15 protein-coding genes are annotated in these 23,774 nt (G+C 73.4%); 10 read left to right on the top strand and 5 right to left on the bottom strand.

From position 1 onward, the window contains the following. Positions 1-246 (bottom strand): esterase/lipase family protein (locus QIT00_RS30080; RefSeq protein WP_408909887.1); only part of this gene is annotated, 246 nt, incomplete at its 3' end. Positions 247-397: 151 nt separating this feature from the next. Here QIT00_RS30080 and QIT00_RS30075 point away from each other — a divergent pair. The 5 genes from QIT00_RS30075 (at position 398) to QIT00_RS30055 (ending at position 10,621) form a co-directional block, all read left to right on the top strand. After that, complete coding sequence (locus tag QIT00_RS30075; RefSeq protein ID WP_282538593.1) at positions 398-1,912, top strand: acyl-CoA synthetase; 1,515 nt, start codon at positions 398-400, stop codon at positions 1,910-1,912. A 460-nt stretch (positions 1,913-2,372) separates the two neighbouring features. Beyond that, positions 2,373-2,732 (top strand): CU044_2847 family protein, encoded by a 360-nt coding sequence (locus QIT00_RS30070; protein WP_282538592.1) that lies wholly within the window; start codon positions 2,373-2,375, stop codon positions 2,730-2,732. Further along, positions 2,729-4,468 carry a VMAP-C domain-containing protein gene (locus QIT00_RS30065; RefSeq protein ID WP_282538591.1) on the top strand — a complete coding sequence of 580 codons (1,740 nt, stop codon included), beginning with the start codon at positions 2,729-2,731 and terminating at the stop codon, positions 4,466-4,468. The genes QIT00_RS30070 and QIT00_RS30065 overlap by 4 nt, the downstream gene beginning before the upstream one ends. A gap of 53 nt (positions 4,469-4,521) precedes the next feature. Further along, positions 4,522-5,619, top strand: coding sequence for an AAA family ATPase (locus QIT00_RS30060; RefSeq protein WP_282538590.1), 1,098 nt, complete (start codon positions 4,522-4,524; stop codon positions 5,617-5,619). Then, positions 5,609-10,621, top strand: a complete 5,013-nt coding sequence (locus tag QIT00_RS30055) for an SAV_2336 N-terminal domain-related protein (protein WP_282538589.1) — start codon at positions 5,609-5,611, stop codon at positions 10,619-10,621. Before QIT00_RS30060 ends, QIT00_RS30055 begins: the two co-directional genes overlap by 11 nt. A 27-nt stretch (positions 10,622-10,648) precedes the next feature. Here QIT00_RS30055 and QIT00_RS30050 read toward each other — a convergent pair whose 3' ends face one another. From QIT00_RS30050 to QIT00_RS30040, 3 genes are all read right to left on the bottom strand, one after another. Beyond that, a complete protein-coding gene (locus QIT00_RS30050; protein WP_282538588.1) occupies positions 10,649-14,335 on the bottom strand; it encodes a S8 family serine peptidase in 3,687 nt (1,228 codons plus the stop codon). 481 nt (positions 14,336-14,816) lie between these two features. Next, complete coding sequence (locus QIT00_RS30045) at positions 14,817-16,100, bottom strand: MFS transporter (protein ID WP_282538596.1); 1,284 nt, start codon at positions 16,098-16,100, stop codon at positions 14,817-14,819. 81 nt (positions 16,101-16,181) lie between these two features. Further along, complete coding sequence (locus tag QIT00_RS30040) at positions 16,182-17,711, bottom strand: hypothetical protein (protein WP_282538587.1); 1,530 nt, start codon at positions 17,709-17,711, stop codon at positions 16,182-16,184. Positions 17,712-18,234: 523 nt separating this feature from the next. On the opposite strand from QIT00_RS30040, the gene mreB reads away from it, so the two are divergent. The 4 genes from mreB (at position 18,235) to QIT00_RS30020 (ending at position 22,065) form a co-directional block, all read left to right on the top strand. Further along, on the top strand, positions 18,235-19,272 hold the full coding sequence (gene mreB / locus QIT00_RS30035; RefSeq protein ID WP_282538586.1) for a rod shape-determining protein: 1,038 nt from the start codon (positions 18,235-18,237) through the stop codon (positions 19,270-19,272). A gap of 14 nt (positions 19,273-19,286) precedes the next feature. After that, complete coding sequence (locus QIT00_RS30030) at positions 19,287-19,556, top strand: CBU_0592 family membrane protein (protein WP_282538585.1); 270 nt, start codon at positions 19,287-19,289, stop codon at positions 19,554-19,556. Between the two features lie 25 nt (positions 19,557-19,581). Further along, a complete protein-coding gene (locus QIT00_RS30025) occupies positions 19,582-21,171 on the top strand; it encodes a GAF domain-containing protein (RefSeq protein ID WP_282538584.1) in 1,590 nt (529 codons plus the stop codon). Between the two features lie 159 nt (positions 21,172-21,330). Next, the gene (locus tag QIT00_RS30020) at positions 21,331-22,065 is read left to right on the top strand and encodes a D-Ala-D-Ala carboxypeptidase family metallohydrolase (protein WP_282538583.1); all 735 of its coding nucleotides are present in this window, start codon (positions 21,331-21,333) and stop codon (positions 22,063-22,065) included. A gap of 92 nt (positions 22,066-22,157) precedes the next feature. Here the strand turns inward: QIT00_RS30020 and QIT00_RS30015 are convergent, their stop codons facing one another. Next, positions 22,158-23,243 carry an MSCRAMM family protein gene (locus QIT00_RS30015; RefSeq protein ID WP_282538582.1) on the bottom strand — a complete coding sequence of 362 codons (1,086 nt, stop codon included), beginning with the start codon at positions 23,241-23,243 and terminating at the stop codon, positions 22,158-22,160. 219 nt (positions 23,244-23,462) lie between these two features. Between QIT00_RS30015 and QIT00_RS30010 the strand changes: the two genes are divergently transcribed. Next, the gene (locus QIT00_RS30010) at positions 23,463-23,762 is read left to right on the top strand and encodes a chaplin (RefSeq protein WP_282538581.1); all 300 of its coding nucleotides are present in this window, start codon (positions 23,463-23,465) and stop codon (positions 23,760-23,762) included. Positions 23,763-23,774 lie beyond the last annotated feature (12 nt).

Raw genomic sequence — 23,774 nt, 5'->3', positions numbered from 1 at the left:
CGACTGGCTGGTGTCATACCCCCAGGAGTACAGCTCGTCTTCGGCGTACCCGGCGGCCCTGAAGTCGTCCCGCAGGGAGCCCCAGACGCCGGGGTCGGCGTTGTAGCCGTGCACGAACACGACGGGCCGCCGCTCGGCGGTGTCCGCCACCGCCCCTGTGGCGGCCGGGATTTGAGCGAGCAGTGCCGCCGCGACGAGCAGCGGTGACGCGTACGGGCGACGGAGCGCGGAACGTGATCTGGGCACGGGTCTCCCCCTGGGTCCGAGGTCGTGCACGGGTGGTCGTGAGCATGGTGGGGCCTGGAGAGGCGGTTGAGAAGAGGCTTGCGTGGGCTGAGCAGGCGAGGGTAGCCAAACGTCAGTGCCACCCATGGACGAAAGCAAGGAGTCAGGACGCGTGAGTTCTCCCCATCCGGCGCTCTTCCCGGCGCTCTTCCCGGATCTCGTCGCGGGCGTGGAGCGGCCCGCGCTGCGCTTCGGCGAGCGGTGTATGACGTACCCGGAGCTCGCCGCGGCCGCCGGAGCACTGGCCGCCGGGCTGGACCGGGGCGGGCGGGGCGGGCGGGTCGCGGTGTGGGCCACGCCGACGGTGGAGACCGTGGTCGGCGTGCTCGCGGCGCTGCTCGCCGGGGTGCCCGCCGTGCCCCTGAACCCGAAGGCCGGCGGGCGGGAGCTGGAGCACATCGTCCAGGACAGCGCGCCGGTCGCCGTCCTCGCCGGGCCGGACGCCGAACTCCCGGACGCGCTGGCCGAGCTGGACCGTGTCGACGTACGCGCGGAAGCCCCCGTACCCGGACCGCCGCTGCCGCCCGAACCCGACCCGGACTCCCCCGCGTTCGTCGTCTACACCTCCGGCACCACCGGCCCGCCGAAGGGCGCCGTGCTGCCGCGGCGCGCGCTCGCCTCGACCCTGGACGCGCTCGCCGAGGCCTGGCAGTGGACCGCCGACGACGTCCTCGTGCACGGACTGCCGCTCTTCCATGTGCACGGCCTGATCCTCGGCGTGCTCGGCCCGCTGCGGCGCGGGGGCGAGGTGCGGCACCTCGGCCGGTTCACCACCGGGGGCGTGACCCGGGAACTGGCCGCCGGGGCGACGATGCTGTTCGGCGTGCCCACGATGTACCACCGCATCGCCGAGGCCCTGCCGGGCGACCGCGCCCTCGCCAAGGCGCTGTCGGGGGCGCGCGTCCTCGTCTCCGGTTCGGCCGCCCTGCCCGTGCACGACCACGACCGCATCACGGCCGCGACGGGCTGCCGCGTCATCGAGCGGTACGGCCTGACGGAGACCCTGATGAACACCAGCGTGCGGGCCGACGCCGAGCCGCGCCCCGGCTCCGTGGGCCTGCCGCTGCGCGGCGTCGAGCTGCGGATCGTCAAAGAGGCGGATGAGGCAGACGAGGCACACGAGGCACACGAGGCGGGCGCGCCTGCCGCCGACCCGGACGAGGTGGGCGAGATCCAGGTGCGCGGCCCGAACCTGTTCACCGGGTATCTGAACCGGCCCGAGGCCACCGCCGAGGCGTTCACCGACGACGGGTGGTTCCGCACCGGCGACATGGCGGTGCGCGACCCGGACGGGTACGTACGCATCGTCGGCCGCAAGGCCACCGACCTGATCAAGAGCGGCGGGTACAAGATCGGCGCGGGCGAGATCGAGAACGCCCTGCTCGACCACCCGGGCGTCCGCGAGGCCGCGGTGACCGGCGAGCCCGACCCGGACCTCGGCGAGCGCGTCGTCGCCTGGATCGTCCCGTACGACCCCGAACGCCCGCCGGGAGCAGCGGAGTTGACGGACCACGTGGCAGCCCGGCTCGCCCCGCACAAGCGCCCGCGCGCGGTCCGCTACCTGTCGGAGCTGCCCCGCAACGACATGGGGAAGGTCATGAAGCGGGCGCTCACCCAGGACGGTTGAGGCCCGAGCCGACCCGCAACCCGTTGCCCGCGGAAACGAACAGGGGAGCAGGTGTTCCCTGGAACAGGTGATCGTTGCCGTTGAGATTGCATCGGGCCTGAGTGACCAACGATGCTTACGGAGCGCAAGCAACGGGCTGCAGACCGTTATTGCGAGTCCCGAGCGCATGGGTCCCTCATGCGCGACACACGTAATACAAGGAGAAGCACCACCATGAACTTCCTCACCGACCTCCTCGCCGGCGTCGTCCACTTCGTCGGCTGGCTGGTCTGACGCGGAGCGCAGTACGCCTCTGAAACGCAGAGCAGTACGCCTCTGACGCAGAGCGAAGCAAGCCGCGGCGCCGTCTCCCCTCGTCCCAAGGGGAGGCGGCGCCGCCGCGTTGTCCCGCCCAACGGCCTTCCGCAACAATGTGGTTGATCCACGCAGTACACGTACGGGACCACGGGGGGCTCAACACATGGACGGCTTGGTGGAGTTCAAGGCCGCGGACGGCGCGCAGATCGTCGTCGCCGTCTCCGAGGACGAGACGGCGGGCGGCGCCCGGCTCGCCGCCCGTGGTGACGGCGGCGCCGTGCAGGCGACCCGTACGTTCGAGAACTCCCTGGAGGGCGCCCGCGCGGCCGCCGAGTCCGCGCTGCGGGTGTTCCGGGACGGCAGCCTCAGGCCGGACGCCGTGGAGATCGAGTTCGGCGTGAAGCTGACCGCCGAGGCGGGCGCCGTGATCGCCAAGTCGGCGGTCGAGGGGCACCTCGTCGTCAAGCTGTCCTGGGCCCCGCAGCCGGAAGCGGGACAGGACCGGGAACCGCGCTCCGCATGAGCAACGCTTCCTGGCACGCCCGGATCGCCTGCGGGAACGAGGTGGGCGGCGGCTTCCTCGTGTCCGAACGGCACGTGGTGACCTGCGCCCATGTCGTCGCCGCGCACGCCCCGGCCGACGGCGCGCCCATCACGGTCACGTTCCCGGAGGCCCTGGGCACGTTCACCGCCACGGTCGTCGCGGACGGCGGCTGGGCGGGCGCCGTCACCGACCCCGGCGACCTGGCCGTACTCGCCCTGGACCGGCCCGCGCCGGTCAAGCCCGCCGAGTTCGCCCCGCCCGCCGCCGCGTACGGCACCCCCGCCCCGAAGCTCCTCGTGCACGGCTTCCCGCTGCACTACGACGAGGGCCGCATCGCCGAGTGCCGGGCCACCGCCGACCAGTTGATCGCGGGCGAGTGGGTGCAGCTGGAGGCGTGGAGTTCGTACGGGCAGGCGCTCGCGCCCGGTTTCAGCGGCGCGGCCGTCGTGCGCGCCGACACCCACCAGGTCGTCGGGATGGCGGTGGCCTCCGACCGGGACCCGCGCGTGCGCGGCGGCCGGATGCTGCCCGCGACGGCCCTCGCCCGGTACTGGCCGCCGCTCGGCGACCAGATCCCGACACCGCGCTACGAACCGGAGGACAAGGAGCGGTTACGGGACCTGATCGCGCGGGCCGAGGCGGCGGGCGCCGAGTGCCGTCCCGAGCAGCTCTACCGGGAAGCCGTGGGCCGTCTCGGCCCGCCGCTGCCGCCGAACGGCTTCGGCTCGCTGTGGGAGGCGGCCTGGTACGTGCTCTCGGAGGTCCGGGACCCGGAGGCCGCCGCCCGCTTCGCGGCCCGGCTCGCGGACTTCACCGACGGCGACACCAAGGCCCGGGAGCTGCTGCGCCGCTGGCCGCCCAGCTGGGCCGGGACCGCGCCCGCCCCGGTGCGGTCCGGGGCGAGGGGAGGCGGCCGGCCGTGGGAATCGGTCCTGGTGGAGATCGACCACAGCGGCGCCGACCAGGGCCGGTTCATCGTCTCGGTGTCGCTGTGCCGCGACGGCGAACGGCATCCCGTCGGTGAGCGTGCGCTGCCGCGCGCCGAGGTGCGGTCGTACGCCCTGGAGCGGATCGGTGCGGCGTACCGGCTGATCGCGCCCGGCGCGGACGAGCTGATCGCGTTCGCGCTGCCCAAGAAGTGGATCAACCAGCCGGTGCACGCCTGGGAGCGCAGCAAGGAGGACCCGACGCCGCTCGGCTGGTTCGCCCCCGTCGTCGTCATGGACCTGGCGCGCCGCCGGGACGCGATGCTGCAGCACCGCCTGCACCAGTCCTGGCGCACCCTGGACACGCGCACCGGCGCCGAGCTGCACCGGGTGGAGTGCGGCAGCGACCAGGAGCAGGTGCCGCTCACCCAGGCCCTGCGCCGCTCCACCGCCCTGCTCGGCTTCGCCGCCCCGCCCAAGGCACCGCGCGCCCAGCAGCAGTTGAAGGCCGGGCTCAACGCGCCGGTGCCGGTCATCCTGTGGCCGCACACCGGCTGCAAGGGCGGCCACGACAGCGCGGGCCCGTGCTCCGGCACGTCGTTCCTCGACACCCTCGGCGACTATCTCGAAAGCCGTACGCCCGCTGAACTCCCGTACGACATATGGAAGTTGCGGCAGTCCTCCGACCAGGCAGGCCAGGAGTGGGCCCGGCACCTGACGCTCCTCTGGGAGGATCCGCGCTGCTTCCCCGACCCGGCCGCCGCCTTCGGCCGCTCACCGGTCGGATAGCCGCAACCCGGCCGCAACCGCCGCAACCGCCGCAACCCGAAGGAGAAGCAAGCATGGTCCAGTGGCCCGTCTACACCGGCACGGCCGAGCCGCACGACGGCATCGACGCGCTGCCCGCTCCGCCGCCCTGGCGGGCCTTCGACGGCGGCGGCGACAGCCCCCTCGCCGCACCGGCCGGGCCCGCGGAGGGCGCTTCCCCGGACCGCACGCACCGCGCCGAGACGTACCGGCCCACCGAGCAGTCGGTGCAGCTGGTCAACGCGGCCCTGTTCCTGCGCCGCCCGCTGCTTGTGACCGGACCGCCCGGCAGCGGCAAGTCGTCCCTGGCGTACGCGGTGGCACGGGAGTTGAGGCTCGGCCCGGTCCTGCGCTGGAACATCACCAGCCGGTCCACCCTGGCCGACGGGCTCTACCAGTACGACCCGCTGTCCCGCCTGTACGCGGCCGGGCGGGCCGCCGCCCAGGACCTGCCGTCGGGCGGCGAACTCCAGGACCATCTGCGCCTCGGCCCGCTCGGCACCTCCCTGCTCCCGTACGGCAGGCCCCGCGTCCTGCTCATCGACGAGATCGACAAGAGCGATCTCGATCTGCCCAACGACCTGTTGAACATCCTGGAGGAGGGCCAGTACGAGATCCCGGAGCTGCTGCGCGCCGCCCGCACCACGCCCGAGGCGCACGTGCTGGTCGACGGCGGGGACGAGCGCGTACCCGTGACGGGCGGCCGGGTGCGCTGCCACGCCTTCCCGTTCGTGGTCCTGACCAGCAACGGCGAGCGCGAGTTCCCGCCCGCGTTCCTGCGCCGCTGCGTCACACTCCGGCTGCGGCAGCCGGACGCGGGCCACCTGGAGTCGATCGTCCGCGCCCACCTGGGCGAACCGGACGCGTACGGCCGCACGCTGATCGCCCGCTTCCTGGAGCGCGGCAACAGCGGTGAACTCGCCACCGACCAGCTTCTCAACGCCATCTACCTGACCGGCGCTTCGGGCCTCGCGGCGGACTCGCGCGACGAGCTCGCCGAGCAGCTGATGCCGTATCTGAGCCGTCTCGCGGGCGGCGGGGACGGGCACGACGGGGGCGGGCACGGCGGGGGCGGGTTCGGCGGGGGCGGGTTCGGCGGGGGCGGCGGCGCGCAGGAGCCCGATGCGTTCTGACCCCGCGGGCCCACCCGACCCACCCGGCACCCCCGGCACCCCCGTCACCCGCCTCGCGGACCTGCTGGCCGAGGCGGGCGGCTCGGCGCGCCCCGGACCGCGCGAGCTGGCCGAACTGCTGTGGTTGGCGGGGCAGTTGGGCGGCGCGGAGGAAGGGGCCGTCGCGGCGAGTCCGCACCCCGCACCGGAGACCCGGCCCCACCAGGACGGCCCCGCGGCCGCGCCCGCCCCACCCGCACCCGCCCAGGCACCCGAGCAGCCCTCCCCTCCCCCGCCGCTTCCTTCCGGCCCGGCGTCCGGCGCGGACGAGCGCGTCCCCCTGCACCTCCCGGCCCACCCGTCCGCACCGGCCCCCGGGACCGGCGGGCACCGCACGCTGCATGTTCCGGCGCCCCCGATGCTCGCGCGCCCCCTGACGCTGCAACGCGCCCTGCGCCCGCTCAAGCGCACCGTGCCCGCGCCCGCCGGGCACGTCCTCGACGAGCAGGCAACCGCCCACCGCATCGCCACCCTCGGCGGCCACCCCGCCTGGTGGCTGCCGGTGCTCCGGCCGGCAGCCGAGCGCTGGCTGCGCCTTGAGCTGGTGTACGACACGGGCCCGACGATGCCGGTCTGGCGACCGCTCGTACGCGAACTGCGGGACGCGCTCGCCCAGTCGGGCATCTTCCGGACGGTGAGCGTGCACCGCGCGGGGCCGGACGGCCGGGTCCGGTACGCGGGAGCGCCGGCGCCCGCCGACGGCCGTACGGTCACCCTCCTCGTCAGCGACTGCATGGGCCCGCAGTGGCGTCCCGGCCCGGCGGGTTCCCGCTGGTACGGGCAGCTGCGGCGCTGGGCGGAGCGGATGCCGCTCGCCGTGGTGCAGCCCCTGCCGGAACGCCTGTGGCGCACCACGGCCCTCCCGGCGACCCCCGGCCTGCTCACGGCCCCCGCCCCCGCGGCCCCGAACGCGGCCCTGACCTTCGAGTCGTACGACGGCGACACCGACCCGTCCGGTGCGCTGCTGCCCCTTCCGGTCCTGGAGCCCGCGGCGCCCTGGCTCGGGCACTGGGCGGAGCTGCTCGCGGACCCGGGCGGACGCCAACTGCCTGCCGCTATCGGCTGGTTGGGCGCCCGGCCGCCCGTACCCCGCCCGTCCGACACCCAGTCGGCCGACCGCCTGACCCCCGCCGACTTGATCCTCCGCTTCCGCTCGCACGCGTCCCCCGAGGCGTTCCGGCTCGCCGGACACCTGGCCGTAGGACGCCCGGAACTCCCCGTGATGCGTCTGGTCCAGGCGGCCATCGAGCCCGACCCGCAGCCCCAGCACCTCGCCGAGGTCGTCCTCAGCGGCCTCCTCCACACGCCCCCGTCGGCGGCACCCGGCGCTTACGCCTTCCGCCCCGGCGTACGGGAAATCCTGCTCGGCACGCTGCCGCGCTCGGCGCAGGGGCGTACGGAGCAACTCCTGGAGCGGGTCGGTGAGTTGATCGACGCCCGCGCGGGGATCACGGCCCCCGAGTTCACGGCGACCACCCCGGGCGGCGCCGAACCGGCCCCGGCGGACGGCCCGATCGCCACGGTGACCGGGAGGACCGCCGAACTCCTGGGCGGCGCACCGGCCGCGTCCTCTCTCATCGACGGCCGCTACCGGCTGGGCCCGGCCCTGGGCCGCAACGGCAAGTACTGGTCGGCTGTCGACGAGCAGACCGGCGCCCGGGTCGCCCTCCGCCTCGCCGACACCGACCTCGACGGCTGGCCGGGCGCACTCCCCGAACACCCCAACCTGGTCCGGGTGCTGGAGGTCGGCGAGCACGAGGGCCGGCCGTACATGGCGGTGGAGTACGTGGACGGGCCGAATCTGGCCTCGTACCGCACCCATGCGCAGGAGGCGCAGGACATGGCGGCCGACCTGATCGACGCGGTGACGACGCTGCACGAGGCGGGCGGGACGCACGGCCGCCTCGTCGCGGAAAACATCCTGGTCGCACCGGACGGCACCCCGAAGATCAGCGGCTTCGCCCTGCACCGCCGCCCGCGCGCGAGCCGAGAGGACGACCTGCGGGCACTCGGCCGGATCCTGGTCAGCCTGGCCTACGCCCAGCGCTGGGACTCCGACGTCGAACTCCCCTTGCCGTTCCGGCAGCTCATGGGCGACCTGGAGTCGGGCCTCGGCCAGATCTGGCCGGCCCGCCTGCCGTGGCCGTACCGGCCGCTGGGTCCGCTCGGATTGAGCGGAGCCATGTGGCGGGCTCGGCATCAGGAGAGCGGGGAGGAGGTGGTGATCCAGCACTTTCCGGGGGTGGATGCGGGGGCCCCGGTCTTCGCCCACACCGCCGACCGGCTGGCCGCCCTCCGCCACGACAACGTCGTACGGGTCCTCGACCGGGGCACCACGGACCAGGGGGCGTTCCTGGTCACGGAGCGGGTGGAGGGGGTGAGCCTGCGGGAGCTGCTCGCGGAGGGCGATTCGGAGGGCGATACGGAGGGCGATACGGAGGGCGATACGGAGGGGCTGCCGCTGACGCGAGTTCTGTCTTCCATCGCCCAACTCGCCAGCGCTGTAAATGAGTTGCACTCGGCGGACCTGACTCATGGTGACCTCATCGCCTCCCATGTGCTGATCACGGACGACGGCCGTCTGGCGCTCTGCGGCTTCGCACTCGACCGGGACATGGCCCTGAGGGACGACCTGGTCAAACTCGGCGAGCACGTCCAGGCGATGGCGACGGGCGTCGCACCCTCGGATACTCCGCTACGGGCGGAGGACCTGGTCTCGTTGCCGGTCACGTGGCGCGCCGCGCTTGTCGACCTCGTCAACCAGTTGCGGTTCGGCGAGCTCGGCGAGGCGAGTTCGGCGGCTCACCACCTCGCGTACCTGAGCCTCCGCTCCGTGCGCCCCGGGAGGCTCTATCGCCTCTTCGGCCCACCTCGATACCAGGAGGACCGGCGGGTGACGCCCGTCGGCCTCCCGGGCTCTCCGGAGAGCGCCGTCTTCTCCGCGCTGGTCCTCAACTGCGAGGAGCCTGTCGCGTTGGAGGGAGAGTTGCGCGACGCCGTGGAGTTCGTACGGGACGAGCTGGGCTCCGACGTGGTGGGAGCGAGCGAGGACGGCCTGCCGGTCCTCCGTCTCCTGGACGGTGACACCACGGACGTCCTGCGCGTGGAGCAACTGACCGAGGAGGCACGCCTCGCCCGCGAGCAGAACCGCACCTCCGAAGCTCTGCGCCTGGTGGAGGTGGCCCTCGGCCTCATGGACGGGGAGCCGCTTCCCGGAGTACCCGGCGCGCGTGCCGCCGCAGCACGCGCCCGCCTCGGCGAGCTGCCGCTGTCGCTCCGCCTCACCCGGGCCGAACTCCACCACGCCGACGGCCAGTTCCAGCGTGCCGCCGACGACCTGCATGGCCTGCTGCTGCGCCACCCCGCCCACCCGGAGGCCGTACGGCTGCGCATGGTCGCCCTGCGCAGTCTGGGGCGCCGGGACGCCGCCCTCGCCACGTACCAGGAGTACCGGAACCAGCTGGCCTCACCCACCGAGGAGGACCCGGCGATCCGGCGCCTCGCCCGGGAGATGCAGGCGTCCTCCGGCCCCACCGAGGCAAGGCTGCTCGTGGGGTTCACCGCACCCCCTGAGGACGCCCAGGCGCTCCAGGCCCTTGAGGAAGAACTCAAGCAGGTGCTGCAGGACAACCGTCCCGGCGGGCGCGTCGCACTGCTCCCGGCGGCAGGCGGCTTCGAGCTGAGCGTCAAGGCCGTCGAACCCCACCACTACCTGCTCGACCTGGCCCTCCGCACCCTCGGCACCGTGCACCGCCGCATCCCCGGTACCCCGCGCCTCCGTGCCCTGCTCGGCGTGCGGGCCGAGGACGTGCGCGAGGACTGGGAGGAGCAGATAGCAGAGCCCCTCGCGCTCGGCCTCTCCCCCGAGTTGTACGACCGCCTCGTCGTACAGGCCGGGCTCGCGGACGTGGGGCTCTTCCGGCGGCTCATGTCGAGCCGCGCCGCCCGCTCCCGGGTCTGGTACTGCACCTGGCGCGCCCCCGAACACGCCACTCGCCGCGAGCGGCACACCTTCACCTGGCCCAGCTCGGACGCGGCCTGGCCGTTCACCGCGCAAGTCGAGTTCACCTGGGGCTTCCCCGGTCCGCAGTACCCCGACGGCCGTGAGACCGAGGAGTTGACGGCGGCCTTCCGGGACGCCGCCTCCCGTATCACCCGCCGGCACGCTCCCGATGCCACGGCGGCCGCGCTCCACCAACTCCGCAAGGAACTGCGCTCACCCAGGTCGCCCCGCGTCACCGCCCAGCACGGCATCCTCAGCCTGACCGGGCGGCCCGGCCCGCGCTCGGTCGAGAACCCGCTGGAGGGCGCAACCACCGTCCTGATCGGCTTCGAAGGCCCCCTGGCCCGGCTGTACTCGCGCACGTCCGCCGCAACCGCTGCCCAGGAGCTGACCCGGCTGATCACCGAACTACGGGACGTGGACGAGGTGTTGCGCGGGGACCCGGTCGCGTCCCGGCTCGCAGAGGTCGGCGTGCACCCGCTGGACGTCCTGCGTACGTACGCCGGGCATCCGGTCGGCCCCGATCTGCGACGGCGTCTCGACACGATCGAGGGGAGAGCATCGGCGCGCCCCAATCCCGCAGGCGATCGGCTGCTGCGCGAGCTGCTCGACTCGGCCCGGAGCGTCCGCATCGTCTCCGACACCTCGACGGAAGCCATGCGCCTCTGGCTGACGCGCCGCTCCCTGCAACTTCGCGACCGCGTTTTCGGCCGCACCGACGACCTGAGCAAGCTCATGCCCGACCCCGACCGGCTGCGCCGCGCCCTCGGGGACGTACCGCCCGAGCACGCCGTGCTGATCTCCTCCTCCCCCGCCGAGCACGAAGCCGCCCGAGCGATCGGCCTCCCCGTCATCGGCTACGCGTACGACCGGACGGTCCTCCGCAGGCTGCGCGACCTGGGCTGCGAGTTGATCGTCGAGAACCTGGACGACCTGACGGCGGGGCTCCGCCAGGAGTGACCCTGACGAAACCCCGCCCGTCCAGGGCTACTTGACCCCCACCCCCCGAACGATCTCCTGCTTCACAGCCCCGCCCCGGTCGTCCTCGGCAGAGGCCCGCAGCGAGATGAACTGGGCGTCACGCGGAACCCGCAGCACCCCCTTCCAGGAAGCACCCGATCCCTCGCGCAGGTCGACGCGCGACCAGCTCACCCCGTCGTCGTACGACACCTCAAGCGATCCCCGGACGATCCGCCCCGTGTCCTCCGCACCCTTCACGTACTCCGCGAACAGCCCCACAGGAACCCGGCCGCCGCCACGGACATCGCCCCTCAGATCCGTCTCCACGTCGAAGCCGAGGTTGAGCATCGGCAGGAACGTGTAGCGGTCCGAGGGGGTCTCCGAGGAGCGGAAGGTCCACTCGGCGTGACCCTTCGTCGCGAGGCGCCAGCGGTCCGGGTCACTGGTGGTGTCCGTGACGACCCTGAACTCCTGCTCGTGCGGGGCCACGTCCCAGGCGTACGCGCCGGAGCTGGTGGCCTCGTCGACCAGTTCCCCGTCCACGTACACCTTCGTCTGCTGCGTAAGGCCGGACGACTCGTCCCACACGTCCCCGAAGCCCGTGTGGTCCGGGCCCGAGTCGCCCCAGCCGGGGACGTTGAAGCGGAGGTCGTTGCCGTTGCGCTGTTGGCCCCAGCCGAGGCCGGTGCCGAGCCACGGGTGCAGGACCGGCTTGAACCAGTCGAGCTCGGTGCGGCTGCCGCCCTCGTACGTGGGTGTGCCCGAGCGCTGCTCGATGGTGCCGGGACCGTTGGTGACCGACTCGTGCCAGCGCTGGCCCGGCCCGGTGGAGACGTAGTCCGTGCGCTCGGCCGGGAAGTCGATCTTCTCGGGGAAGCCGAAGCCGATGGGAAAGTTCTCGCTGATGGAGTAGCGGAACTCCCCGCCGGGCGCGGGCTTCGCCGCGTGGAACTCGCTCTGGATACGGGCCAGTTCGCGCTTTCCCGGCCGGTACGTCAGGTCCTCGTCCGGGACGCCCCCGGGGTGCCCCTCCGAGAGGTCGTAGACGTACGGCGTGTTGCGGGTGCCGTCGACGGTGACGCGGCGGCCGTCGTGCGCGGCCGCGCGGAGCCGGGCGCCGTCCGCCGCGTCGACCGTGCCGACGGTCAGGGCGCGGTCCTCGCCCGCCGCGGTGCCGAACCAGCCCATCAGGCGGCCGGGCGCGCCGTCCGTGACGAACAGCGCCTTCGCGCCCGCGTCCTGCGCGGCCTGCGCCAGCCGCTCGGGCTCCACCGACCCGTCGGCGCGGACGACGGCGGCCTTGCCGCGCACGTCCTTGCCCTCGTACGCGGCCGGTGCGCCGTCGCCCGCGTCGACGACGGCGAGGCGCGACACGCCGTCGGGGAGCGTCGAACCGGGCTGCGCGGTGACCTCGCGGAGCCGCTTGCCGCCCGCCTCGACGGAGAGCAGCGGCTTCCCGAGCCGCCACACGGTGCGGTACTCGAAGGTGCCCGCGTCGACCTTCCCGGTGGGAGCGGCGAAGACCGAGTCGTACGTCATCGGGAGCTGCACGACGCCGCCAAAGCCGGTACCGGCCGCCTCGTGCGTGTACTCCATGACGAGCTGCCGGGTCTCGGTGCGCCGGTCCACGCGGGCGTCGACCTGGCGCAACTCGCGTCCGTCCAGGGTGACTTCACGGTTCCGGTCGAGCTTCACCTCGGGCTCGGCGAGGAAGCCGAGGCCGAGCGAGTCCTCTCCGTGGGCGCCGCGTACGTCGAGGAAGGTGTTCAGGGAGTACGTGCCGGGCTTCAGGCGCAGCCGCACGGTGCCGGAGTCGCCGACGAACTCCTGGACGGGTTCGGCGCCCTCGGCGAGCCGCAGCAGGTTGAGCCAGGTGGCGGCCGGGGCGCCGTCGCGGTCCTTGACGTGGACGGTGAGCGTGTACCGCTCCTCCTCCTTGACCAGCCCGAACGCGGTGTGCGCGACCTGCTTCCCGGCGGCCTCGGCGACGATCCGGCCGCCGGTGGTGCCGACCGCCGCCTTCGTGCCGTCGCCGGTGACGGTGGTCCGCGCGGTGGAGTGCGCGGGCACGGTCAGCGTCGGATCGGCGAGGCTGACCACCCCGTCCGGGGCGCCCTGCGCGGACAGCTTCAACTCCACGTCCTCGTCAGAGGAGTTGGCGTACGTGAGGGTCCTCGTCACCGGCTTGTTCGCGTCGTACGGCCAGCTGTGGAAGCCCAGGTCGGCGCTGCCGGTGGCGGTGATGTGCGCGCCGATCGCGGCGGGCACGTCGACCCGTCCGGCGCCCAGGTCGTACGGCGAGTCGGGCAGGGTCTTCGCGCTGGACATCAGCGCGTCCTTCAGCTGCTGACCGGTCCAGTCGGGGTGCTTCTCGGCGAGCAGGGCCGCGACGCCCGCGATGTGCGGGGTGGCCATCGACGTACCGCTCATCGAGGTGTAGAGGCCGCTGCCCTCGGCGAGTTGGGAGCGGGCGGCGAGGATCCGCACGCCCGGTGCGGACAGGTCGGGCTTGAGTGCCTGGTCGCCGTGGCGGGGGCCCCTGCTGGTGAAGTCCGCGGCCCGGTCGTCCGCGTCGACGGCGCCCACGGTGAGGGCGGAGTCGGCGGCGCCGGGCGAGCCGATGGAGCCGGGGGCGCCGGAGTTGCCCGCGGCGACGACGAAGAGGGCGCCGGTCTCCTCGGTGAGGGTGTTCACGGCCTGCGCCATCGGGTCGGTGCCGTCGCTGGGCTCCCGCGAACCGAGGCTCATGGACACGATCTTGGCGTCCACGTCCTTCGCGGCCCACTCCATCCCGGCGATGATCTGCGACTCGGTGCCGGAACCCTCGTCGCTGAGCACCTTGCCGACGGCGAGCTCCGCGCCGGGCGCGACGCCCTTCTCCTTGCCGTCGCTGCCCGCGCCGCTGCCGCCGACGGTGGAGGTGACATGGGTGCCGTGGCCGTCCTTGTCGGCGACCTCCTGGCCCTCGATGAAACTCTCCGACGCGGCGATCCGCCCCACGAGGTCCGGGTGCCCGTCGTCGACGCCGGTGTCCAGGACGGCGACCTTCACGCCCTTGCCGGTGATGCCCGCCTGCCAGGCCTCCGGCGAGCCGATCTGGGCGTTGGACTCGGCGAGTTCGGCCTCGACGCGGCCGTCCAGCCAGACCTTGCGCACGCCGGCCGTGAAGCCACGTTCGCCTGCGGTGAGCGCCCGCCAGAACTCGGCGTTCCGCTCGGCCTGCACGGCCACGCCGTCGACGCTCGGCAGCGCGCGCACCTTGTCGGTCCCCTTCGGCACCGCGGCCGTACGGGCTTCCTTGCCGTAGGTCACGATGAGCGGCAGCCCTGCTTGGCCGGTCAGCCCCTGGTCCATCAGTCCGGTGACGTCGAAGAGCCGCGGGTCGAGGCGGCCGGCGCGCAGATGCGGGGCGGCCTCGTCGGGTACGACGCTGATGCGCCCGCTCTTCGAGGTCTGCGTACGGACGGCCCCGGTCGCGCCCCGCGGCCGCTCCACGGCGACGGCCTTCCTGCCGCCCCCGAGGTCGGTGACGGTCACCTGGTCGCCGGTGACGAGGGTGACGGTACGGGCCGCGGCGGCCGCCTGCGTCCGTTGCTGCGGGGGTGTCCCCGCCTCGGCCCCGGCGGCGCTCGCCTGGCCCGCGGGCAGCAGCGCGAGCGCCAGCCCGGCGACGAGCAGCCTGGGTCTGCGACGGGAAGGTGCGGCTCTGGTCATGGTGGGTCGCCCTCTCCTCAACCGTCCCGGGCGGGGATGGCGCCCGGGTACTGCGAAGAGTCTCAACAGCCGCGCGCCGCACGGCAGTTGACAAAACCGGGCGGAAATCCGCCATGGCACCTTCCTGCCAGCCGAATCGCGGGGTAAGTCCCCGTACGTACGCCCCGGGCCCTCCCCATCACCCGCCGGAGGGGCTGCAGGGGCCCCGTTAGGGGCGCGGGGAACTGCGCAACCAGCCACGACGGCGGGAAAGCCGAACGACGCACCGGGGCGGCAGCCCCGATAGGGGCGCGGGGAACTGCGCAACCAGCCACGACGGCGCGGCAGCCAAACGACGGCCCGGGGCAGCACGGCCCCGACAGGGGCGCGGGGAACTGCGCGACCAGCCACGACGGCGGGAGAGCCGAAGAACGACCTCAAAGCGGGGCCCCGGGGCGCAGCCCCGAAGGGGGACCGGGGGCGGCACCCCCGAGCCGCACACTTACGGCCGCGGCGACCGCGCATCGTACCGAGCAAACCCCCGCCACCTAAGCGCCAGCACCCCCACCGCGACCGCACACGCCACCCCACCCCCGGTAACCGCAAGTTGCGGCGAGGTCAGATCAGCCACCGCCCCAGCGAGGAAGTCCCCGAGCCGCGGCCCGCCCGCGACCACCACGATGAACACGCCCTGGAGCCGCCCCCGCATCTCGTCGGGTGTGGCGGCCTGCAGCATCGTCGACCGGAAGACCATGGACACCGAGTCCGAGAACCCGGCGACGGCGAGGAAGAACATGCCGAGCCACAGGTTCCGGGTGAGGCCGAAGACGGCGATCGCCACGCCCCACGAGGCCACCGCGAGCAGGATCGCGAGCCCGTGCCGCCGGATCCGGCCCTGCCATCCGGAGAACACCGCGCCGAGCAGCGCGCCCACGGCGGGCGCGGCGACCAGGAGACCGGTGGTGCGCGCGTCACCGCCGAACCACAGCACGGCCACGGCCGGGAACAGGGCGCGCGGGTGGGCGAGGACCATGGCGCACATGTCGGTGAAGAACGTCATCCGCACGTTGGGCCGGGTCGCGAGGAACCGCAGCCCGTCCACGACGGAGGCGCGCTTGGTGGCGCCCGCCCCCCGGTCCGGCTTCATCGACGGCAGCCGCCACATCGCGTACAGGGCGACGCTGAACGCGACGGCGTCGATCAGATACGCGGCCTGGTAGCCCCAGAACCCGACGACGAGTCCGCCGAGCATCGGCCCGAACATGGTGCCGGACGTGCTCGTCATCGTGTTGAGGGCGTTGGCGGCGGGCAGCTGCTCGGGCGGCAGGAGCCGGGGGATCATCGACGAGCGGGCGGGCAGGTTGAGCGCCACGCACACCGCCTGCAGCGCGACGATCGAGTAGAGCAGCCACAGCTCGTGGAACCCGGCGAGGGCCGCGCCCGCGAGCAGGAAGCTGAGCAGGCAGAGCCCGGCCGCGCTGCCGAGGCCGAGCTTGCGACGGTCCACGGTGTCGGCGATGGCCCCGCCGTACAGGCCGAAGACGACGAGCGGTACGAGCGAGAAGAGGCCGACCAGGCCGACGGCGAGGCTGGAGTGGGTGAGGTCGTACACCTGGAGCGAGATCGCGAGGGCGGTCATGGCCTGGCCCAGCCAGGAGACGGTGCTGCCGATCCAGATCCGCCGGTAGTCGGCGGAGGTCCGCAGCGGCGTGAGGTCCGCGAGGACCCGCCGCTTCGGTCGCCCGGTGCCGGTCGGGTCGGCGGACTCCCCCGTGGTGTCCGCTATGTCCTTGGGCTCGCTGTTCGCTTGGGTCTCGCTGGTCACACGGGATGCTAACGCGCACCCCGGCCCGGCCTCCCGGGAGTTTCAGCACCGCCCCCGGTAGGCGATCCTCGGCAGCGGCGCCGGGTCCGGGCTGAGCGCGCGGTTGCGCAGATACGCGAGGGCCGCGTCCACCCGCGCCGAGCGCAGCGACTCGTGCCCCGGCACCAGCATCCGCATCTCGTCGGCGGCGGCCGCGAAGTCGCCCGAGCCGAGCCGCTGATGGGCCAGCTCGATCCGGATGAGCGCGCGGGAGCGCTGTTCCGTGGGCCGCCGCAGGGACAGGGAGAGTTCGAGCGCGGACACGGACCGGCGCAGGTCGCCCTCGGCCCGGTGCATGCGCGCCACCTGGTAGAGCAGCGCCCCGAGCGAGTACGAGCCGTTCTCGTCGTCGTCGCCCCGGTCGATCCAGTACTCCGCGCCGTCCATGTCCTTGACGGCGCCGGGCCCGTCCCCGGTCACCGCGCGGGTGACCGAGCGCTGGGTGAGCAGGAACGCCCGGGTTCCGGCGCCCGCCCCGTCGAAGCCCTGGTCCACGGCGGCCTCGGCGAGCGCCAACGCCTCCGTCGTACGGCCCAGTTCGAGGGCCAGCACGCTCATGTCGCGCAGCGCCGCCGCCCGCAGCACCGGCCGGCCGGCCTCGGCGGCGAGCGCGGCGGACAGTTCGAGGGCGCGCTGCGCGGCGCCGTGGCCGAGGTCGTCGGCCCAGGCCCGGCCGAGCATCCGGCAGAGCCGGGCGGCTTCGGCACGGTCGGCGCCGGAGAGCTCGCCGACGACGAGTTCCCGCACCGCCCGGCCCCCGCTGCGTTCGAGCAGGTCGAGCGCGGTGCGGACCACGGCCCCCGCCCGCCCGCCGTACGCCTCGTCCACCGGGCCGGCCTCCGGCTCCGTCCCCGCGCCCGTGTCCCCGTACGCGTCCTCGTCCGCACCCCCGCCTTCGCCGGGCCGCCCGGCGCCGACCGGTCCCGGTACCGGCAACCCCGGCGCACGGTAGGGCAGTTCACGCAGCCGCTTGACCTGCCTCGGGTCGCGGTGTTCGAGGACGAGGTCGGCGAGCTCCCGGCGGGCGGCCCCGGGGCGGCCCCACGCGCACCCCGCCCCGCCTGCGTCCACCGCGCTCCCGAAGCCGACCAGTCCGCCCGCGTCCGCCGCGTCACCGGGCCCGCGCTGCAGCGGCATCCGGCGCGCGCCCGCGGCCCGCACCCCGCCGCGCACGAGCCGCATCGCCGCATCGCTCCCGTACGTCCCGGTCCGGTACGCCACACCGCCGTACACCGGGCCGTACTCCGCACCCGTGATGTCGCCGCGCGCCGCGCCGACCGCTCCGAACCCCAGCTCCTCCACGGTGACCAGACGCCCGAGCCGCTTCGCGAAGGCGCGTACGAGCAGGTCGCGGGCGGAGGGCCTGGGCCGTGTCCCGGCCAGCCAGTGCGAGACGTTGGACCGGTCGTACGAGACCCGGACCCCGGCCTGCCGGCCGGCCGCGTTCACGGCCCTGGCCAGCTCGGCCCCGTTCCACTCGGCCTCCTCCAGGCGTTCCCGCAGACGGTCGTTGGGTGTTCTCCGCGCCGCCATGGCCGCGCCCCTCCTCTAGTACAAGCACGGGCCGTGTCGGCACGGCCCGGTGGCGGTCCCGCCCCGCCCCCCATGATCGGCGAGGCGGGACCGCTCCCCTTTTCTCTCCCCCCAGGACCCGACCACCGCCCCCACGACAGCGGTCGAAGCCCCGGCCCGGCCGGTCGCACGCACCGGGCGACGGCCCGGCCGGGAGGTGCCTTCCGAGCACCGAGAGGGAGATTTCCATTCGCACCGTGACGGCAACAACACACCATGTGACGGACTTTCAACATCAACGGCCAGAAAGCGACGGGCTGTAACCGCTTTCCCCATGGGATGACCGGCCGCCCTCGGAACGGTCACGTACGCGAATGGCTGAAGAGCAACGCCTGCCAAAGGCGCCTGCCGCACCGTTGCGAGCGAAACCACCCGTACAGAGGCACCCCGCCCGGCCCCCCTCAACGCGCGGGAACCGTCCGACCGCCGGACGATGCCAGGAGACAACCACCAGACCCGGTCTGCGCTCTCGGGAGGAACTGCCATGACCCTCAACCTCGAGCATCTGCATCGCTGCCACTTCGGCGTCGATCTGGGCGCCGCCCGCACCCGTGTGTACGTGAAGGGCGCGGGCCTCGTCGTCGACGAGCCGAGCGTCGCCGCCGTCAACACCAAGACGGGCGCGCTGATCGCGGTCGGCGAGCTCGCGGAGCGCATGACCGGCCGTACGCCGGGCTACATCCGGGTGGTCCGCCCGGTCTCCGGCGGCACCGTCGTCGACATCGACATGGCGCAGCGGATGCTCAGCCACCTGCTCGACGACAAGCTGCGCCGCGCCCTGCGCCGCAAGCCCCGGCTGCGCGCGGCGGCCTGCGTACCGCACGACGCCGACCCGCTCGCGCAGCGCGCGGCCACCGAGACGCTGATCGGCCTCGGCGCGCGCCGGGTGGACCTGGTGGACACGCTGATCGCGGCGGCGGTCGGCTGCGGACTTCCGGTGGAGCAGCCCGAGGCCACGATGATCCTGGTGTGCGGGGCGGCCACGACGCAGGTCGCGGTCCTGTCGATGGGCGCGATCGTGACGGCCCAGCGGATCCCGGTCGGCGGCAACGCCATCGACAACGCGATCGTCCAACACCTGCGCCACCAGCACGAGTTGATGCTGCCGAGCCAGTCGGTGCGCCCGCTGCAACTGGCGCTCAGCGGCAACGGCCTCACCACCCAGGGCCCGGAGTCCACCGAGATCCACGGCCGTGACGTCGCCACCGGTCTGGCCCGCTCGGTCCACGTCCAGACCGCCGCCGTCCGCGAGGCCATCCACACCCCGCTGACCGCCGTGCTCGACGGCCTCGGCAAGGTCCTCCGCAACTGCCCGCCCGACCTGGTCGCCGACCTCGCCGACCGGGGCATCATGATGGTCGGCGGCAGCGCCCTGCTCCCCGGCCTCGACCAGATGCTGCGTACGGCGACGGGGATGCCGGTGCACATCGCCGAGCGCCCCGACACCTGCGCGGTGCGCGGCCTCGGCGAGATGATCGAGGGCAAGATCTCGCCGCTGCGCCTCGACCCGCTCGCCGAGTAGGACACCCGGTGTCCATGACCCTGCAGCTCATCGGCGCCCTGCTGATCCTGGTGTCGTTCGTCCTCGCCCAGACGGGCCGCCTGGCCTTCGGCTCGGCCCGCTATCTGTGGCTGAACTTCATCGGCTCCTCGCTCCTCGCCATCGACGCGGTGGCCGAGAAGCAGTGGGGTTTCGCCCTGCTTGAGGGCGCCTGGGGCCTGTACTCGCTGCTCGGTCTGGTGGACTGGGCCCGTGGACGCCCGGTGAGCGGCAGGGAACCGGTGGGCAACGGGGAATCCGTATAGCCGGGCGGTGACCGAAGGGACGGGCATGGCAGCGGACTCGGGCGGCGCCGGGCAGCCCGCGGGAGCTACCGGCGATGCGGCGGTGGACCGGGAGCCGCTGCTCCTGGAGGCGGTCGTCGGCGTCGGCGCGGACCTCGAACTGCGCGCCACGCTCCAGCACTTGGTGGACGCGGCGACCCGCCTCACGGACGCGCGGTACGGCGCGCTCGGCGTCGTGGACCCGGACCGCAGCGAAGGCCCCCGGCTCACCGAGCTGTTCACGGTCGGCATGGACGAGGCGACCAGGGCCCGCATCGGCCGCCTGCCCTGCGGCGACAAGGGCCTGCTCGGCGTGCTGATCCGCGACCCGCGCCCGCTGCGCGTCGACGACCTGACGGCGGACCCGCGCTCCTGCGGCATGCCGCAGGGCCATCCCCCGATGCACAGCTTCATCGGCGTACCCGTGCTCGTACGCGACGAGGTGTTCGGCAACCTCTATCTGACCGAGAAGCGCGGCGGGCCGTTCACGGCGGAGGACGAGCGGCTGATCCGGATCCTCGCCGCACAGGCCGGCATCGCGATCGGCAACGCGCTGCTCTTCGAGAACGCCCGGCAGCGCGAGCGCTGGATCGAGGGCGCGGCGGCGGTCACCACGGCCCTGCTCAGCGGCGCCCGCAGCGACGACCCGCTGATGGTGGTGGCCGAACAGGCCCGCCTGCTCGCCGATGCCGCCGCGGGCGTGATCCTGCAGCCCACCGAGGAGGGCGGCATGGAGATCGTCACGGCGTCCACGCACGGCGACCCGGCCGCCCTGGTCGGCACCACGATCACCCCGGGCAGCCCGGTCCTGGAGCAACTCCTCGGCGGCGAGCCGGTGTTCGTCGAGGACTCGGCGACGGACCCGCGGATGACCACCCCGGTACGCGGCCGCTTCGGCCCGAGCATGCTGCTTCCGCTGCAGAGCGGCGGCCGCCTGATCGGCACCCTGGCCCTGCCCCGCAGCCGCGGCGCGCGCGGCTACACGCCGGTGGAGCGGCAGCTCGCCACGCAGTTCGCCTCGCAGGCCGCGCTCGCCCTGGTCCTCGCGGACGCCCGGCGCGGCCGTGAGCGGCTCGCGGTGTTCGAGGACCGCGACCGGATCGCCCGCGACCTCCACGACCTCGTGGTGCAACGCCTCTTCGCCACCGGCATGATGCTGGAGTCCACCCAGCGCAGGGCCGGTGCCCCGGAGGTGGACACGGCCATCGGCAGGGCGGTCGACGAGTTGGAGTCGACCATCCAGGAGGTGCGTACGGCGATCTTCGCCCTCCAGCAGCCGCCCGCGGACGCCCCGACGAGCCTGCGCGGCAAGGTCCTCAAGGAGGCCGCAGGCGCGGCGGCGCTCCTCGGCGTGACGCCCTCGACCCAGTTCAAGGGCGCCGTCGACAGCCGCGTCCAGGAGCCCGTCGCGAGCCAGCTGCTCGCCGCCCTGCGCCACGCGCTGGCCGCCACGGCCCGCCGCTCCGGGGTGTCCGCGATCCGCGTGACGGTCGACGCGGAAGCCCAACTCCCGGACGGACGCCCGGGATTGCGCCTGACGGTGTACGACGACGGCGGCGGGGAAGGCACGACGGCCACGTCCCAGTGGCCGCTCTGACCACGCCGAGATGAACTCTCGGCGTGGTCACACCCCGGGAGCCCTCCGGAAGCCCTCCGAAAGGTTGACGCGCGTAGCGGAGCGGCCCCACTCTTGGGGGCGGCCGCCGTCGAGGCGGTGGCGGTCGTTCCACTCGGGTTCGACGGTCGGGAGGCCGACATGCTCAGACGCACGGCACGTACGCTCGGGTTATTTGTCATGGCCATGGCTTGCGCGGTCTTCGGTGTGAGCGCCACCGCAGGCACCGCGCAGGCCGACAGCTGCTACACCTGGAGCCGCACCCTGTCCCAGGGCACCTCCGGCAGCGATGTCACGCAGCTCCAGATCCGCGTCGCCGGCTGGGTCACCTCCGGCGAACGCCTCTCGTACGACGGCCAGTACGGCGCCCGCACCGCCGCCGCCGTCAAGAAGTTCCAGTCCGCGTACGGCCTGGCCGCGGACGGCGTCGCCGGCTCCGCCACGTTCAACAAGATCTACGCGCTCCAGGACGCGGACTGCACACCGATCCACTTCACCTACGCCGAGCTCAACAAGTGCAACTCGGACTGGTCCGGCGGCGCCGTCTCCGCGGCCACCGCCAAGGCGAACGCCCTGAAGACCATGTGGAAGCTGGAGGCGATGCGGCACGCCCTCGGCGACGTACCGATCACGATCTCCAGCGGCTTCCGCTCGAAGTCCTGCAACAGCGCCGTCGGCGGCTCCCCGACCAGCCGCCATCTCTACGGCGACGCCGCCGACCTGACCGGCTCGCCCAGCCTCTGCCGCCTGGCGCAGCAGTCCAGGACCCACGGCTTCTCGGAGATCCTCGGCCCGGGCTACCCCGGCCACAACGACCACACGCACGTGGCGTTCGACCCGAGCCCGTACTGGTCGGCCCCCAACTGCGGTATCTGAACACACCAGTGGGCGTGGACCGTCCGGCCCACGCCCACTGTGCACGGCCGAAGCACCGTACCCGCGCGGTTCCCGCGCCTACGCGGCCGCCGCTAGCCCTTGCCCGGTCCTCCGCGCTTGTTGCTGAGCCGGACGGTGACGCCCTTGGACGCGTTCTCCTTGGTGACCTTGTACGGCCCGCTCACCGGCTTCGCCGGCAGCTGGTAGCCGTCGGGCACGTCCGTCTCCTGCAGGTAGTACGAGCCGAGCTTCAGGTCCTTGAAGCCGCAGCGGCCGCGCGTGTCCGTGGCGCAGCCCCTTCCGATCCTGGTGTCCTTGCTCGACCCCGAGGTCTGCAGCCCGGCACGGCCGTTGGTCTCGCGCCACAGCTGGAACACCGCGCCCTGCAGCGGCTTCTTGGTCGTCTTGTCGACCTTGACGACGTGCAGCTTCCCCTTCGGCTTCGGCTGCGGCTCCGGGGGCGTCTTGCGGGCGTTGGCGGCCTTGACCGTCACACCCTTCTCGTGGTTTCCCTTGGTGAGCTCGAGCGGCCCGAAGACGGTCGGCGACGGGAGCTTGTACCCGGCGGGCGCCTTGGTCTCGCGCCAGTAGTACGTGCCGGTCGCCACGGTGCGGCGGCAGACACCCTGGTCGTCGGTGGTGCAGAGCTCGCCGGCGCGGGTGTCGGGGTTCATACCCTCGGTCTGGAGCCCGGCGGTGTCGTTGCTCTCCCGCCACAGCTCGAAGACGGCACCGGCCAGGGGCTTCCCGGTCTTCTTGTCGGTCTTGACGACCTTGACGGGACCGCGCTTCTTCTTCGGCTTGCCGGGCTTGCCTGGCTTGTCGTGGGGCTTGCCGGGCTTCTCGTGGGGCTTGACGTGGGGCTTGCGAGGGGGCTCGTCGTGGGGCTTGTGCTGGTGCGGGTTCAGGACGCCGCCGAGGTAGTCGTGGGCGTCGACGCTGACGGGCGGAAACGTGTCCGGGCAGTAGCCCGGCACACAGAGGCCGCCTTCGTCGGTCATCGGGGCGGCCTCGACGGCGGACGGGCGCTGCTCCGTCGGCTCGGCGTGCGCCGTCGCCGCCGTCAGGGGCGTGCACAGCAGGGCGAGGGCACCGGCCGTGGCGGCGGTGAACTGTGCGGAGAGGTGCAGCCGGGACCTGCCCGACAAGGCTTCCTTGGGGCGTGAGAGTGACCACATGCCGCCAGGAGACACCGCGCGCACACACGAACTCGGCTTTCGGCCGGTCGGCGCGTGCACTGTCATCCGAACGCCCTAGGGCGAGTCCTCGCACGATCTGTCCGTTGCGGACTGAAGATCCCACTTGACCCCCTTGCCGTGTCTACGGTGCCGTCGCGCCGTTGGACGAGACGCGTGGCCGTCTTCCCCACGGCCAATTCACTGTCCAAGGAGTACTTGATGTCTCGCATCGCGAAGGCTGTCGCCGTCCTCGCCGGTACGGGTGCCGTCGCCCTGAGCGGGGCCGGCATTGCCGTCGCCGACTCGGGCGCGTCGGGCGCGGCTGTCGGTTCGCCCGGTGTCGCCTCCGGCAACCTGGCCCAGGTCCCGATCCACGTGCCGATCAACCTGTGCGGCAACACCGTCAACGTGATCGCCGTGCTCAACCCCGCCTTCGGCAACACCTGCATCAACGAGTCCGGCGGCAAGAACGGCGGCGGCAACGGCTACGGCGACCACGCCAAGGCCGTCGGCCGCTGAGCCTCCGTACCG

The organism is Streptomyces luteolus, from assembly GCF_029968015.1.
GTDB classification, from domain to species: domain Bacteria; phylum Actinomycetota; class Actinomycetes; order Streptomycetales; family Streptomycetaceae; genus Streptomyces; species Streptomyces luteolus.
This window is presented reverse-complemented; position numbering and strand designations above follow the sequence as displayed.